Origin of the sequence: Pseudomonas sp. KCJK9016, assembly GCF_046231795.1 — a bacterium.
Taxonomy (GTDB): domain Bacteria; phylum Pseudomonadota; class Gammaproteobacteria; order Pseudomonadales; family Pseudomonadaceae; genus Aquipseudomonas; species Aquipseudomonas bananamidigenes.
In genome coordinates this window covers 73,599-88,985 of sequence record NZ_JBJJMM010000006.1, presented here as the reverse complement: position 1 = coordinate 88,985, position 15,387 = coordinate 73,599, and the positions used below count along the sequence as shown (strand labels likewise).

The following is a 15,387-nucleotide window of genomic DNA, read 5'->3' as shown; positions in this document are numbered from 1 at the left end:
TGCACCGATTTTGACTTTCTCACTCGAAAACGTTTTGTTATTCGAATCAGTGAGAAGGCGAGTCCAGCAACTTCTGCAGGTATTGACCGTAGCCGGTCTTCTTCAAGGCATCAGCTTGCTCAGCCAGCTGATCGGCGGTGATCCAGTCATTGTGGTACGCAATTTCTTCCAGGCAGGCCACTTTCAAACCCTGACGTTGCTCAATGGTATGAACGAAGTGACTGGCTTCAAGCAAAGAGTCGTGAGTACCTGTATCCAGCCAGGCAAAGCCGCGACCGAGCATCTCGACATTCAGCGATTTTTGCTCCAGGTAGGCGCGGTTCACATCAGTGATTTCCAGCTCTCCGCGCTCGGAAGGCTTGATGTTCTTTGCGATCTCCACGACTTGATTGTCATAGAAATAAAGACCTGTAACCGCATAGCTGGATTTTGGTTTCAGTGGCTTCTCTTCAATACTCAACGCGCGACCGGACGCATCAAATTCCACAACACCAAAACGCTCGGGATCAGAGACGTGATAACCGAATACAGTCGCGCCGTGCTGTTGAGAGTTGGCCGAACGCAAATTGTCAGAGAAGTGCTGACCATAAAAGATGTTATCGCCCAGGATCAGACAGCAAGGATCCTCTCCGATGAACTCCTCACCAATGATGAAGGCCTGCGCCAGACCATCCGGGCTCGGCTGCTCGGCGTAAGTCAGCTTGATTCCGTAAAGGCTGCCATCGCCCAACAGTTTGCGGAAGCAAGGCAAATCTTCCGGGGTTGAAATAATCAAAATTTCACGCATGCCGGCAAGCATCAGCACTGACAGCGGATAAAAGATCATCGGCTTGTCGTAGATCGGCAGCATCTGCTTGGAAACTCCAAGGGTCAACGGGTGCAGGCGCGTACCCGAGCCACCGGCGAGAATGATGCCTTTACGATTTGTCGTGGTCATTTATTAAGAACTTCCCTAAGCATTCGGGTGACACCACTTTGCCAATCCGGCAAGTGTAGAGAAAAATTGTCGCGCAGCTTCCGAGTATTCAAACGTGAATTCAGAGGCCGACGCGCGGGTGTCGGATATGCAGCCGTATCGATCGGACTGATCGCAGTCACAGCAAGCTGCTCGCCATTGTCCCGGGCAAACGCGATGACGTGGCTTGCATAGCCGTGCCACGATACTTCACCACTCGCCGCGAGGTGATACACACCCGCCAGCTCCGGCCGCCGTAGTACCTCGCGAATCGCGATTGCCGTAACGTCGGCGATCAGGTCAGCACCTGTCGGCGCCCCGATCTGATCGGCAATCACACTAAGCGTTTCTCGATCTTTTGCCAGTCGAAGCATGGTCTTGGCGAAGTTATTGCCGCGAGCACCATAGACCCAACTGGTTCGGAAGATCAGATGCTTGCAGCCCGACGCAGCGATTGCCTGCTCACCGGCTAGCTTGCTTACACCGTAATGATTGACCGGTGCGACCGCATCGGTCTCCTGCCATGACGCCGAACCCTCACCACTGAACACGTAATCGGTTGAGTAATGAATCAGCCAGGCATCCAGCAAAGCCGCCTCTTCAGCCATGACTAGACTGGCATGGCCGTTGACGCGATCAGCCAGTTCGACTTCGGATTCGGCCTTGTCGACTGCAGTGTAGGCAGCTGCATTGACAATGACATCAGGCTTGAGCGTGCGGATTGTCGCACGCAAGGCGTCCAGATCCGACAAGTCACCACACAAGCCATCGACTGCATGACGATCCAGCGCGACCAACTCACCAAGTGGCGAGAGGGAGCGTTGCAGCTCCCACCCTACCTGACCATTTTTTCCCAGTAAGAGAATTTTCATGCTTGGTTCGAGCGATCTGCGTAGTTCTGGTCGATCCACTGCTGGTAGCTTCCGCTTTTGACGTGAGCGACCCATTCAGTGTTACTCAGGTACCACTCGACAGTCTTGCGAATGCCGGTTTCAAAGGTTTCTTCCGGAGTCCAGCCCAGCTCGCGCTGGATCTTGCTGGCGTCGATGGCATAACGCTGATCATGACCTGGGCGATCCTGAACGTAAGTGATCAGGCTAGCATGCGGGCGATGCGCAGAGTCGGGACGCAATTCGTCGAGAAGAGCACACAGGGTGTTCACGACTTCAATATTCTGTTTTTCGTTGTGACCGCCAATGTTATAAGTCTCGCCAATGACGCCTTCGGTCACGACCTTGTAAAGCGCACGCGCGTGATCTTCGACATAAAGCCAGTCACGGACCTGATTTCCTTTGCCATAGACCGGCAACGGCTTGCCTTCCAGCGCATTGAGAATGATCAGCGGGATCAACTTTTCAGGGAAGTGGCAAGGACCATAGTTATTCGAACAGTTGGTGACAAGCGTCGGCAAACCATAAGTACGAGCCCAGGCACGGACCAGATGGTCGGAGCTGGCCTTGCTTGCCGAATAAGGCGAACTTGGCTGATAGGGAGTCGTTTCAGTGAAGAGATCTTCCGGACCTTCGAGGTCGCCGTAAACTTCGTCCGTCGAGATATGGTGAAAGCGGAAAGCGGCCTTGCGCGCATCATCCAGCGCAGTCCAATAATGGCGTGCCGCTTCCAACAGCGTGTAAGTACCAATGATATTGGTCTGAATGAACTCGGAAGGACCCGAGATGGAGCGATCGACGTGAGACTCTGCGGCCAGATGCATGATCGCATCCGGTTGGTGCTCACGCAGGACACGGTCGATCTGCTCACGATCGCAGATATCGACGCGCTCGAACGTGTAACGCGAGTTTCCGCTGACTTCGGCCAACGACTCAAGATTACCGGCATACGTCAGCTTGTCGACGTTTACCACTGCGTCGGTAGTGTTGGAGATGATATGACGGATAACAGCTGAGCCGATAAACCCGGCGCCGCCGGTTACTAGAATTTTCACGCGAAACCATACCCTTGAGTTGCTGACAGGGCTACCAACCGAGCACTGTCTAATCCATAAACGCAAAAGCCACCAATTCAGCCATGGGCTTCTGACAGAGCCAGTCTGCGCCGATGTGGGAATATGCCACTATCGGACAAGCGCAGCATTTTACAGCTTAATGAACGTTTTACTAATGGATATAGACAAGCTGTGCCTGTTTAGGTCGCCTTTCCTTCCATGCCGCAATCAGACAAGAGGCTTGCGTGAAGCTCTGGACGAGCGTCCCAGAAACCAGCCAAAAAACGGCCCGATCAGCATCCCCACCAGCAATGCACCAACCGTAATCACTGATACCGGAAGCTGTGGCCCCGCCCAGCCAAGAAACAACAGGGAGACCGATTGCTGATTTTCGAGAACGAACGCGAGGATCGCCAACACAAGCAATAGAATTAAAATGGAAAGAAAAATGCGCTTGAGATTACTCATAAGCAACTCCTTGCGTAGCGGTGACCGTCAAGCCCCCTCCTCCTCTTCTTCATTCACGCGATCACGCAGTTCCTTGCCCGGCTTGAAATGCGGCACAAACTTGCCGTCAAGACTGACCGACTGTCCGGTCTTCGGATTGCGACCAACCCGCGGCGCACGATAGTGCAAGGAAAAGCTGCCAAAACCACGGATCTCGATGCGATCACCCGTAGCGAGACATTGGGACATTTGCTCAAGCATGGTCTTGATGGCCAACTCTACATCCTTGGATGAAAGCAGCCCTTGATGGGTGACAATTCGTTCGATCAACTCCGACTTCGTCATATTTTTCCCTTCTTTTTCAAGCAGCTAGATCAGCGCTTGAAAGGTTTTAGCACGCCCGGAAGATTTTGAACAGCCCAGGGCTTGACATATCTTTCCTTGCATCGAAATGCCCATTTTCAGGGCATCATGCCCCCCCCCACTCACCGACAGATCACCAGCATGGTACGAGTGACGTAACCCGCAGGATTGAAGCCGAAGGGAAACAAATCCTCATCCTTGGCATCATCCGAACGCGTGACCACCTTGTAACCTGCCCCCTTGCATTCTTTCGCCGCACGCTTTTGACACTTCTCCCAGCCCGACCCCAAACCCGAGCAATCAACCTCGATGCCGCTGACGCCGCGCACCGCATGTGTCTTGGCGCTGGTAGTACAGCCCGCCAGCATCAGTATGCCCAACAAGACTATAAACTTGTTCATTCACTTCCTTATGCCGGGCCATACGCCCGACTACTGCGATCTTCAGACTAAGCCTAGACGCGAATAGACGATTGATCCGATTAAAGAAACAGACCGCCTGACAAAGGGAATGGTTTCACCAAGAGCGCGCACAGCATGACGCCTCGTCAAATCGCAGGCACAAAAAAGGGCGACCGAAGTCGCCCTTTTTCTTGCATGGTCAGACAGAACTTAGTTCTGCTTGGCCATTGCTTGCTTCAGCAGAGCTGCCATGGTGGTGTCAGCTGGAGCTTCCTGAGCCGCGTTCAGGCTCTGGATAGCTTCTTTCTCTTCAGCATCGTCTTTCGACTTGATGGAGAGGCTGATCTGACGGCTCTTACGATCAACGCTGATGATCTTGGCTTCTACTTCCTGGCCTTCTTTCAGAGCGTTGCGCGCGTCTTCAACGCGGTCACGGCTGATTTCGGAGGCTTTCAGAGTCGCTTCGATATCGTCGGCCAGAACGATGATGGCGCCTTTGGCGTCAACTTCTTTCACAGTACCTTTGACGATTGCGCCTTTGTCGTTAACCGAGACGTACTCGGAGAACGGATCGCTTTCCAGTTGCTTGATACCCAGGGAGATACGCTCGCGCTCCGGGTCAACCGACAGGATAACGGTGTCCAGCTCGTCGCCCTTCTTGTAACGACGCACGGCTTCTTCGCCGGTTTCGTTCCAGGAGATGTCGGACAGGTGAACCAGACCGTCGATGCCGCCGTCCAGACCAATGAAGATACCGAAATCGGTGATCGACTTGATGGTGCCGGAGATCTTGTCGCCCTTGTTGAACTGGCCAGAGAAGTCTTCCCATGGGTTCGACTTGCACTGCTTGATGCCCAGGGAGATACGACGACGCTCTTCGTCGATGTCCAGAACCATGACTTCCACTTCGTCGCCGACTTGTACGACTTTCGAAGGGTGGATGTTCTTGTTGGTCCAGTCCATTTCCGAAACGTGTACCAGACCTTCAACGCCTTCTTCCAGCTCAGCGAAGCAGCCGTAGTCGGTCAGGTTGGTTACACGAGCGGTAACGCGAGTGCTCTCTGGGTAACGGGCTTTGATAGCAACCCATGGATCTTCGCCCAGTTGCTTCAGGCCCAGGGAAACACGATTGCGCTCGCGATCGTATTTCAGAACCTTGACGTCGATCTCGTCGCCAACATTGACGATTTCGGAAGGATGCTTGATGCGCTTCCACGCCATGTCGGTGATGTGCAGCAGGCCGTCCACGCCACCCAGGTCGACGAATGCGCCGTAGTCGGTGAGGTTTTTGACGATACCTTTGACTTGCTGGCCTTCCTGCAGGGATTCCAGCAGAGCTTCACGCTCGGCGGAGTTCTCGGCTTCCAGGACGCTGCGACGGGAAACGACAACGTTGTTGCGCTTCTGGTCCAGCTTGATGACCTTGAATTCCAGCTCTTTGCCTTCCAGGTGCGTGGTGTCGCGCACTGGACGGACGTCAACCAGGGAACCTGGCAGGAACGCACGGATGCCGTTAACGTCGACAGTGAAGCCGCCCTTAACCTTACCGTTGATAACGCCCTTGACCACTTCCTCGGCTGCGAAGGCTGCTTCCAGAACAATCCAGCATTCAGCGCGCTTGGCTTTTTCACGGGACAGCTTGGTTTCACCAAAACCGTCTTCAACCGAGTCCAGAGCAACGTGAACTTCGTCACCGACATTTACAGTCAGCTCGCCAGCATCGTTGTAGAACTGCTCAAGCGGGATGAGCGCTTCAGACTTCAGGCCTGCGTGAACGGTGACCCAACCATTTTTGTGGTCGATATCAACGATAACGCCGGTGATGATGGAGCCTGTCTGAAGGTTCAGAGTCTTCAGGCTTTCTTCAAAGAGTTCCGCAAAGCTTTCGCTCATTTTAATTCCTGTTGATTAGGGCGAAAAATACGCCCATCTCCACATCCCAGACGATGCGGGTCAGTTTCAATTAAAGGAAGCCACCGCAGGACTATGACTGGTCCCCTGCGACCTTCCTGGTCACCCGGCGATATCGCGAATGGCGATCTCGCTCATGATGCGTTCAAGCACCTGATCGATGGACAACTCCGTGGAATCCAGCTGTATCGCGTCGGCCGCCGGCTTGAGCGGGGCCACTGCTCGCTGGGTATCGCGCTCATCGCGCGCACGGATCTCATCTAGCAGACTCGACAGACTAACACCCTCGACCTTGCCCTTCAACTGCAAATATCGACGGCGCGCACGCTCCTCGGCACTCGCAGTCAGAAATATCTTCAAGGGTGCATTCGGAAAAACCACCGTCCCCATGTCACGCCCGTCAGCCACCAGACCCGGCGCTTCCTGGAATTCGCGCTGACGCTGCAGCAGGGCTTCGCGCACCGCCGGCAATGCGGCGACTTGAGAAGCACCCGAACCGACACTTTCGGTGCGAATGACATCACTGACTTCGTCACCTTCAAGAATGATGCGCTGCAACTGACCTTCCGTCGCCGCAATGAATTGCACATCCAGATTGGCAGCGAGCTTTTTCAGCAATTCCTCATTGGTCAGGTCAACACCATGGTTGTGCGCAGCAAACGCCAACAGGCGATACAGCGCACCGGAATCCAGCAGGTTCCAGCCCAGACGCCTGGCCAGAATGCCGGCTACGGTGCCTTTGCCCGAGCCGCTTGGCCCATCGATGGTAATGACCGGAGCAATGTTGTTCACGACTGAGCCTCTTGCGCCACACGAATGCCGACCTGCGCGCACAGCGCCAGGAAGTTCGGGAACGATGTCGCGACGTTGGCGCAATCATGAATACGGATCGGCGCAGCGGCGCGCAACGAGGCCACGCTGAAAGCCATCGCGATACGGTGATCGCCATGACCATGCACTTCGCCGCCGCCGATCTGGCCGCCGTCGATGATGATGCCGTCCGGGGTCGGCTCGCACTTGACACCCAGCGCCAGCAAACCGTCCGCCATGACCTGAATACGATCCGACTCCTTGACCCGCAGCTCTTCGGCACCGGTCAGCACAGTGCGCCCTTCGGCACATGCGGCCGCCACGAACAGCACCGGGAACTCGTCGATGGCCAGAGGAACCAGCGCCTCCGGAATCTCGATACCCTTGAGTTTAGCTGCTCGTACGCGCAAGTCGGCAACCGGCTCACCACCCACTTCACGCTGGTTTTCCAGGGTGATGTCAGCGCCCATCAGACGCAGAATGTCGATCACACCAGTACGGGTCGGGTTGATGCCGACGTGTTCGAGCACCAGTTCGGACCCTTCGGCGATCGACGCCGCCACCAGGAAGAACGCCGACGACGAGATATCGCCCGGTACTTCGATGTGGGTTGCGGTCAGCTTGCCGCCGGACTCGACCGATGCCGTTGCACCGTTGACGCTGACCGGATAGCCAAAGCCGCGCAGCATGCGCTCGGTATGGTCACGAGTCGGAGCCGGCTCGGTGACAGTGGTTTTGCCTTCGGCATACAGACCCGCCAGCAGCAGGCAGGATTTCACCTGGGCACTGGCCATCGGCATGGTGTAGGTCAGGCCTTTGAGTTTGTGACCGCCACGAATGGTCATCGGTGGACGGCCGTCGGCAGCAGTCTCGATCACGGCGCCCATCTCTCGCAGAGGGTTGGCCACACGATTCATCGGCCGCTTGGACAGCGAAGCATCACCGGTCAGTGTACTGTCGAAGTCCTGCGCGGCCAGCAGGCCGGACAGCAGGCGCATCGAAGTGCCGGAGTTGCCCAGATAGATCGGTCCCGGAGCAGGCTTGAGGCCATGCAGGCCGACACCGTAAATGGTCACGCGGCCATGATGCGGCCCCTCGATGACCACGCCCATGTCACGGAACGCCTGCAAGGTCGCCAGAGCGTCTTCGCCCTCAAGGAAGCCTTCGACTTCGGTGACACCTTCAGCCAGGGAGCCGAGCATGATCGAACGGTGGGAAATCGATTTGTCACCCGGTACGCGAATCCGACCGGACAGGCGGCCACCAGGTTGAGCCAGGAAGATCAGATCGTTGGAATTCATAGCGTCCACATAGGCCCTGCGGGCCAGGATTTTACTGAAATGCTCGCGGGCAACCCGGGCGCGCGTGAAGACGCCCAACAATTGATGCCCATCCCCTGCATCGACCGCGTCGCGCAAGGCGTCGAGGTCGCTGCGAAATGTATCGAGTGTGCGCAGGACAGCCTCACGGTTGGCGAGAAAGATGTCATGCCACATGACCGGGTCGCTTCCGGCGATTCTTGTGAAATCGCGAAAACCGCCCGCAGCGTAACGGAAGATCTCCAGATTTTCATTGCGCTTGGCCAATGAATCGACCAGACCGAAGGCCAGCAAGTGCGGCAGATGACTGGTCGCGGCCAGCACCTCGTCGTGACGCCCGACCTGCATGTGCTCGACATCGGCACCCAGCTCTCGCCACAGACGATCAACCACCGCCAGGGCAGCCGGATCGGTCTGCTCCAGCGGGGTGAGAATCACCTTGTGACGACGGAACAGCTCGGCATTGGAGGCTTCCACCCCGCTCTGCTCGGAACCGGCAATCGGATGCCCCGGCACGAATCGCGCCGGCATGCCGCCAAACGCCTCGGTCGCTGCGCGCACCACATTGCCCTTGGCACTGCCGACATCCGTCAGAATTGCCTGCCCCAGTTCCATGCCAGCCAGACGGGCCAGCACTTTTTCCATGGCCAGGATCGGCACCGCCAACTGGATCACGTCCGCGCCCTGGCAAGCCGTCACCAGATCGTCTTCACAGCGATCCACCACACCCAACTCAACCGCCAGCTTGCGCGATTGCGGGTCGAGATCGACCCCGACCACTTCGCGGCATAAACCGCTTTCACGCAAGCCTTTGGCAAACGAACCACCGATCAACCCCAGACCGACCACCACCAGGCGCCCGATCATAGGTGCAGCAGATTGCAGCGCAGTGACATCACCCACGAGCCAGAACCTTGCGCAGCGCTTCAAGGAAGCGGCTGTTTTCCGCCGGCAGACCAATGGTCACTCGCAGATGGTTCGGCATGCCGTAGTTGGCCACCGGACGCACGATCACGCCTTCGCGCAGCAGGCCCTGAAAGACCGGCGCCGCCACCTGGCCGAGATCGACGCAGATAAAGTTGCCTTTGGACGGAATCCAGCTCAGACCCAGCTCGCGAAAACCCGCTTCCAGCTGTTGCATGCCGGACTCGTTGAGCTGACGGCTCTGCGCCAAATATTCCTCATCCTTCAACGCCGCACAGGCAGCAGCCAGCGCGAGACTGTTGACGTTGAACGGCTGACGTACGCGGTTCAGCACATCCGCCACCACGGGTGTGGACAAACCGTAGCCAACGCGCAGCGCCGCCAGACCGTAGGCCTTGGAGAAGGTGCGCGAGACCAGCAGGTTCGGGTAAGCCGCGAGGAAATCCAGGCCATCCGGCAGATCGCTGCCTTCGGCGTATTCGATGTAGGCCTCATCCAGCACCACCAGCACGTGCGCCGGCACGTCCTGCAGGAACTCGTCCAGCGCCTCGGCGCCGAACCAGGTGCCCGTCGGGTTGTTCGGGTTGGCGATGAACACGACGCGCGTGCTGGCGTCGATGGCCGCCAGCATCGCCGGCAGGTCATGCCCCCACTCCCTGGCCGGAACAACCTTGGCCTGAGCGCCGACCGCCTGAGTGGCGATCGGATAGACCGCGAACGCGTGCTCGCTGAATACCGCATTCAGGCCCGGTGCCAGGTAGGCCCGCGCCACCAGCTCGAGAATGTCGTTGGAGCCGTTGCCCAGGGTCACCTGGTTCAGCTCCACGCGGCACTGCTCGGCCAGCAGGGATTTCAGTGCAAAGCCATTGCCGTCGGGATAGCGAGTCAGTTCGTCCAGCGCCTCGCGGATCGCGGCCAGCGCTTTCGGGCTGGCGCCCAACGGGTTTTCGTTGCTCGCCAGTTTGACAATGCTCGCCGGATCCAGATCCAGCTCGCGCGCCAGCTCGTCCACGGGCTTGCCCGGAACGTATGGCGAAAGTTGTTGCACGCCCGGCTGCGCCAGAGCGAGGAAGTTGCCACTCATTGCTACCACCCCTTAAAGAACCGCTTTCGGGTAGGAACCCAGCACCTTGAGTGCTACTGCTTCCTGACTGATCTTTTCCAGTACACCTTTGATCAGCGGATCACGGTGATGACCGACGAAGTCGATGAAGAACACGTAGGTCCATTTACCACTGCGCGACGGACGGGTTTCGATCCGGGTCAGGTCGATTCCGTTGTCATGGAACGGCACCAGCAGTTCGTGGAGCGCGCCAGGCTTGTTGCTCATGGACACGATGATCGAGGTCTTGTCGTCACCGGTCGGCGGCACTTCCTGGTTACCGATCATCAGGAAGCGCGTGGAGTTGTCCGGACGGTCCTCGATCTTCTCGGCCAGGCGCGTCAGGCCATACAGACCGGCCGCCATGTCACCGGCGATCGCCGCCGAGTTCCACTCGCCCTTGACCCGCTTGGCCGCTTCGGCGTTGCTGGACACCGCCACACGCTCGACGTTCGGGTAATGGGCGTCCAGCCATTTGCGGCACTGGGCCAGCGACTGGGCGTGAGAATAGATGCGGCTGATGCTGTCGGTCTTGGTGTTTTCGCCCACCAGCAGGTGATGGTGAATCCGCAGCTCGACTTCGCCGCAGATCACCATGTCGTGCTCGAGGAAGCTGTCGAGAGTGTGGTTGACCGCGCCCTCGGTGGAGTTCTCCACCGGCACCACGCCGAAATTCACCGCGCCTGCCGCCACTTCGCGGAACACTTCGTCGATCGCCGCCATCGGCTTGCTGATCACGGCGTGACCGAAGTGCTTCATGGCCGCCGCCTGGGTGAAGGTACCTTCCGGGCCGAGATAAGCCACTTTCAGCGGATTTTCGAGGGCCAGGCACGAAGACATGATTTCGCGGAACAAGCGCGCCATCTCTTCGTTGCCGAGCGGCCCCTTGTTGCGTTCCATCACGCGCTTGAGAACCTGCGCCTCGCGCTCCGGACGATAGAACACCGGCTGCTCACCTTCGGCCAGGCTGGCCATCTTGACCCGGGCGACTTCTTCGGCGCAGCGCGCGCGATCACTGATCAGCTCGAGGATCTTTTCATCGAGGTTGTCGATGCGCACACGCAGCGCCTTGAGCTCCTGTTCGGACATCAGGCGTGCTCCTTCTCGAATTCAGCCATGTAGGCTACCAGGGCTTCGACAGCGTCCAGACCCAGTGCGTTGTAGATCGAGGCGCGCATGCCGCCCACCGAACGATGACCCTTGAGGTTGAGCAGGCCTCGAGCATCGGCGCCGGCCAGGAAGGCCTTGTCCAGACGTTCGTCAGCCAGTCTGAACGGCACGTTCATCCAGGAACGGGCGTTGACGCTGATCGGGTTGGTGTAGAAATCGCTGCTGTCGATGAAGCCGTACAGGCGATCTTTCTTCGCCTGGTTGCGCAGCTCCATCGCAGCGACGCCGCCCTGCTCCTTCAGCCATTCGAAAACCAGGCCGGAGAGGTACCAGGAATAGGTCGCCGGGGTGTTGTACATCGAACCGTTGTCGGCCGAGATCTTGTAGTCGAGCATGGTCGGGCAACTGCTGCGGGCACGACCCAGCAGATCTTCACGGACGATCACGACCACCAGACCGCTCGGACCGATGTTCTTTTGCGCGCCGGCGTAGATCAGGCCGTACTGCGACACATCGATCGGGCGCGAGAGAATATCGGAGGACATGTCGACCACCAGCGGAACGTCACCGGTCTCGGGAACCCAGTCGAACTGCAGGCCGCCGATGGTTTCGTTGGACGCATAGTGCAGATAGGCCGCACCCGGGGTCAGCTGCCACTCGTTCTGACCAGGAATGGCCAAGTAATCGTAAGGCTTGGCGCTGGCGGCAACGTTGATGGTGCCGAAGCGACGCGCTTCCTCGATGGCCTTCTTCGACCAGATGCCGGTTTCGACATAGTCGGCAGTGCCGTTCTCGGGCAGCAGGTTCAGCGGAATCTCGGCGAACTGCTGGCTCGCGCCGCCCTGCAGGAACAGCACTTTGTAGTTGGAGGGGATGGACAGCAAGTCACGCAGGTCCTGTTCGGCCTTCTCGGCGATGGCCACGTAGTCGTCGCTACGATGGCTCATTTCCATGACCGACAGACCCTTGCCGTGCCAGTCGAGCATCTCGGACTGGGCACGCAACAGGACAGCTTCAGGCAGCGCAGCGGGACCTGCGCAGAAGTTAAAGGCTCGTTTGCTCACATCCACTCTCGCTTTGCAATCACGGTAGCGGACAGAGCAAACACTCTGCCCTGCTACGATTGGGTTAGTCTTGCGACTCTTCTTCGTCTGCGGCGTCCGCCTGCAGGTTGTCGACCGCATCGTCCGGTTCGGCGCCGGTCACGCCTTCTTCCAGCTCGACACCCTCTTCACCTTCAAGCTCGTCACCTTCGACTTCCGACGGCTCCTGGACTCGCTCCAGGCCGACCAGGGTTTCATCCTTGGCCAGTTTGATCAGGGTCACGCCCTGGGTGTTGCGCCCCAGGCTCGAGACTTCGTCGACACGGGTACGCACCAGCGTACCCTGGTCGGAAATCAGCATGATTTCCTCGCCATCGAGCACCTGAACCGCGCCGACCAGACGACCGTTACGCTCGTTGCTGACCATGGCGATCACGCCCTGGCCGCCACGCTTGTACTCGGGGAACTCGGTGATCGCGGTGCGCTTGCCGTAACCACGCTCGGAAGCAGTGAGAATCTGGCTGCCTTCTTCCGGGATCAGCATCGAAATCAGCTTCTGACCTTCCGGCAGACGCATGCCGCGCACACCGCGGGCGGTACGGCCCATGGCGCGAACGTCGGATTCCTTGAAACGGGTCACCTTGCCGCCGTCGGAGAACAGCATCACTTCGCGCTCGCCATCGGTGATGGCAGCAGAAATCAGCACGTCGCCTTCATCCAGCTCCAGCGCGATCAGACCGACGCTGCGCTGACGACTGAAGGATTCCAGCGGCGTCTTCTTCACGGTGCCGTTGGCAGTCGCCATGAAGATGTAGTGGCCTTCGGTGTATTCCTCGACCGGCAGCATGGTGGTGATGTACTCGCCATCATCCAGCGGCAGCAGGTTGACCAGCGGACGACCACGGGCGGCGCGGGACGCTTCCGGAATTTCGTAGGTCTTGAGCCAGTACACCTTGCCCTTGCTGGAAAACAGCAGCAGCGTGGTGTGACTGTTGGCAACCAGCAGGTGAGCGATGTAGTCCTCATCCTTCACGCCGGTCGCCGACTTGCCTTTACCGCCACGACGCTGGGCCTGGTACGCGGCCAGCGGCTGGGTCTTGGCATAACCACCGTGGGAAATGGTCACGACACGCTCTTCTTCCGGGATCATGTCGCCCAGGGTCAGGTCGAGACGGGCATCGAGGATCTCGGTACGACGCACGTCGCCGTATTCGGCGCGGATCACTTCCAGCTCTTCGCGAATCACTTCCATCAGGCGCGTGGCGCTGTTGAGGATGCGGATCAGCTCGCCGATCTGGTTGAGGATCTCTTGATACTCGGCCAGCAGCTTTTCGTGCTCCAGACCGGTCAGGCGGTGCAGACGCAGTTCCAGAATGGCTTGTGCCTGTTCCGGCGACAGGAAGTACTTGCCGTCGCGCAGACCATATTGAGGATCGAGGTTTTCCGGACGGCACGAATCGGCCCCGGCGCGCTCGACCATGGTCATCACCGCACTGGATTCCCACGGCGTGCTGACCAGCGCTTCCTTGGCTTCCGACGGGGTCGGCGAAGCCTTGATCAGAGCGATGACCGGGTCGATGTTCGACAGGGCAACGGCCTGACCTTCGAGGATGTGACCACGCTCGCGGGCCTTTCGCAGTTCGAACACGGTGCGGCGGGTAACGACTTCGCGACGGTGACGGACGAAGGCTTCCAACAGATCCTTGAGGTTCAGGATCCGCGGACGGCCATCGATCAGCGCAACGATGTTGATGCCGAATACCGATTGCAGCTGGGTCTGCGCGTAGAGGTTGTTGAGGATCACCTCAGGCACTTCGCCGCGACGCAATTCGATCACCACGCGCATACCGTCCTTGTCGGACTCGTCGCGCAGTTCGGTGATGCCTTCGAGTTTCTTCTCTTTCACCAGCTCGGCGATCTTCTCGATCAGACGCGCCTTGTTCAGCTGATAAGGCAGTTCGGTGATGACGATCTGCTGACGGCCACCGACCTTGTCGATGTCCTCGATGATCGAACGGGCACGCATGTAAATGCGGCCACGACCGGTGCGATAGGCTTCGATGATGCCGGCGCGACCGTTGATGATCCCCGCCGTCGGGAAGTCCGGACCGGGGATGTGCTGCATCAGCTCGTCGACGGTCAGCTCGGGATTGTCGATCAGCGCCAGGCAACCGTCGATGACTTCACCGAGGTTGTGTGGCGGAATGTTGGTCGCCATACCGACGGCGATACCGCTGGAACCATTGACCAACAGGTTCGGCACGCGGGTCGGCATGACTGCCGGGATCAGTTCGGTGCCGTCGTAGTTCGGCACCCAGTCCACGGTTTCCTTGTGCAGGTCGGCCAGCAGCTCGTGCGCCAGCTTGGTCATGCGCACTTCGGTGTATCGCATGGCCGCGGCGTTGTCGCCGTCCACCGAACCGAAGTTGCCCTGACCGTCCACCAGCAGGTAGCGCAGCGAGAATGGCTGGGCCATGCGGACGATGGTGTCGTACACCGCGGTATCACCGTGCGGGTGATACTTACCGATCACGTCACCGACGACACGGGCAGACTTCTTGTACGGCTTGTTGAAGTCGTTGCCCAGCTCGCTCATCGCGAACAGTACGCGACGGTGCACAGGCTTCAAGCCATCACGCGCATCCGGCAGTGCACGGCCGACGATCACGCTCATCGCGTAGTCGAGATAGGACTGTTTCAGCTCGTCTTCGATATTGACCGGGAGGATTTCTTTGGCCAGTTCGCCCATGAGAAGCCTGATTCCTTTTTCTGGTGAAACTTCGTCATATCCATATGGGATGAACGAAGCTCGTCGGGGCCGGCCGAGTGCCATGCCGCGACTTACGACAAATCAACAAGTTGAACCATGGATTTGCGCAGTGAAGACAACCCCGCGGGGCTGCCTCGGAAAACGCCGGATGTTATCACAACAGCCGCCACGCACCTATCCCCCAGATGCGCATGGAGCATAGTTAGATGACCGATGACAGGCTTGAAGGGGACGAGAGAGGCTCTGAGCTTCTTTGAATGCTGAAATCGGGTTGGGTTTGGGGATGT

At 58.4% G+C, this 15,387-nt stretch carries 13 protein-coding genes; all 13 read right to left on the bottom strand.

The features are described from left to right. Positions 1-46 precede the first annotated feature (46 nt). The 13 genes from rfbA to gyrA all read right to left on the bottom strand — a co-directional run bounded on the left by rfbA (position 47) and on the right by gyrA (position 15,079). On the bottom strand, positions 47-937 hold the full coding sequence (rfbA, locus tag ACK6BI_RS07540) for a glucose-1-phosphate thymidylyltransferase RfbA (protein ID WP_065257152.1): 891 nt from the start codon (positions 935-937) through the stop codon (positions 47-49). Beyond that, positions 934-1,827 (bottom strand): dTDP-4-dehydrorhamnose reductase, encoded by an 894-nt coding sequence (rfbD, locus tag ACK6BI_RS07535; RefSeq protein WP_409316557.1) that lies wholly within the window; start codon positions 1,825-1,827, stop codon positions 934-936. The genes rfbA and rfbD overlap by 4 nt, the downstream gene beginning before the upstream one ends. Further along, entirely contained in the window at positions 1,824-2,900 is a 1,077-nt protein-coding gene (gene rfbB, locus ACK6BI_RS07530; protein ID WP_409316556.1) for a dTDP-glucose 4,6-dehydratase, read from the bottom strand. Before rfbB ends, rfbD begins: the two co-directional genes overlap by 4 nt. Before the next feature lie 228 nt (positions 2,901-3,128). Continuing rightward, a complete protein-coding gene (locus tag ACK6BI_RS07525; protein WP_409316555.1) occupies positions 3,129-3,368 on the bottom strand; it encodes a LapA family protein in 240 nt (79 codons plus the stop codon). Between the two features lie 27 nt (positions 3,369-3,395). Next, the gene (gene ihfB / locus ACK6BI_RS07520) at positions 3,396-3,692 is read right to left on the bottom strand and encodes an integration host factor subunit beta (RefSeq protein ID WP_007950920.1); all 297 of its coding nucleotides are present in this window, start codon (positions 3,690-3,692) and stop codon (positions 3,396-3,398) included. Between the two features lie 140 nt (positions 3,693-3,832). Continuing rightward, a complete protein-coding gene (locus ACK6BI_RS07515) occupies positions 3,833-4,111 on the bottom strand; it encodes a hypothetical protein (protein ID WP_409316554.1) in 279 nt (92 codons plus the stop codon). Positions 4,112-4,321: 210 nt separating this feature from the next. After that, positions 4,322-6,004, bottom strand: a complete 1,683-nt coding sequence (gene rpsA, locus ACK6BI_RS07510) for a 30S ribosomal protein S1 (protein ID WP_409316553.1) — start codon at positions 6,002-6,004, stop codon at positions 4,322-4,324. 120 nt (positions 6,005-6,124) lie between these two features. Beyond that, a complete protein-coding gene (cmk, locus tag ACK6BI_RS07505; RefSeq protein ID WP_065257158.1) occupies positions 6,125-6,814 on the bottom strand; it encodes a (d)CMP kinase in 690 nt (229 codons plus the stop codon). Then, positions 6,811-9,018: a bifunctional prephenate dehydrogenase/3-phosphoshikimate 1-carboxyvinyltransferase gene (locus ACK6BI_RS07500; protein WP_409316684.1), complete on the bottom strand. Its 2,208-nt coding sequence runs from the start codon at positions 9,016-9,018 to the stop codon at positions 6,811-6,813. The genes cmk and ACK6BI_RS07500 overlap by 4 nt, the downstream gene beginning before the upstream one ends. A 28-nt stretch (positions 9,019-9,046) precedes the next feature. Further along, positions 9,047-10,159, bottom strand: coding sequence for a histidinol-phosphate transaminase (hisC, locus tag ACK6BI_RS07495; RefSeq protein ID WP_409316552.1), 1,113 nt, complete (start codon positions 10,157-10,159; stop codon positions 9,047-9,049). A 12-nt stretch (positions 10,160-10,171) separates the two neighbouring features. Next, the gene (gene pheA, locus ACK6BI_RS07490; RefSeq protein WP_065257160.1) at positions 10,172-11,266 is read right to left on the bottom strand and encodes a prephenate dehydratase; all 1,095 of its coding nucleotides are present in this window, start codon (positions 11,264-11,266) and stop codon (positions 10,172-10,174) included. Beyond that, complete coding sequence (gene serC / locus ACK6BI_RS07485; protein WP_409316551.1) at positions 11,266-12,351, bottom strand: 3-phosphoserine/phosphohydroxythreonine transaminase; 1,086 nt, start codon at positions 12,349-12,351, stop codon at positions 11,266-11,268. Before serC ends, pheA begins: the two co-directional genes overlap by 1 nt. Positions 12,352-12,415: 64 nt before the next feature. Next, on the bottom strand, positions 12,416-15,079 hold the full coding sequence (gene gyrA, locus ACK6BI_RS07480; protein ID WP_409316550.1) for a DNA gyrase subunit A: 2,664 nt from the start codon (positions 15,077-15,079) through the stop codon (positions 12,416-12,418). Positions 15,080-15,387 lie beyond the last annotated feature (308 nt).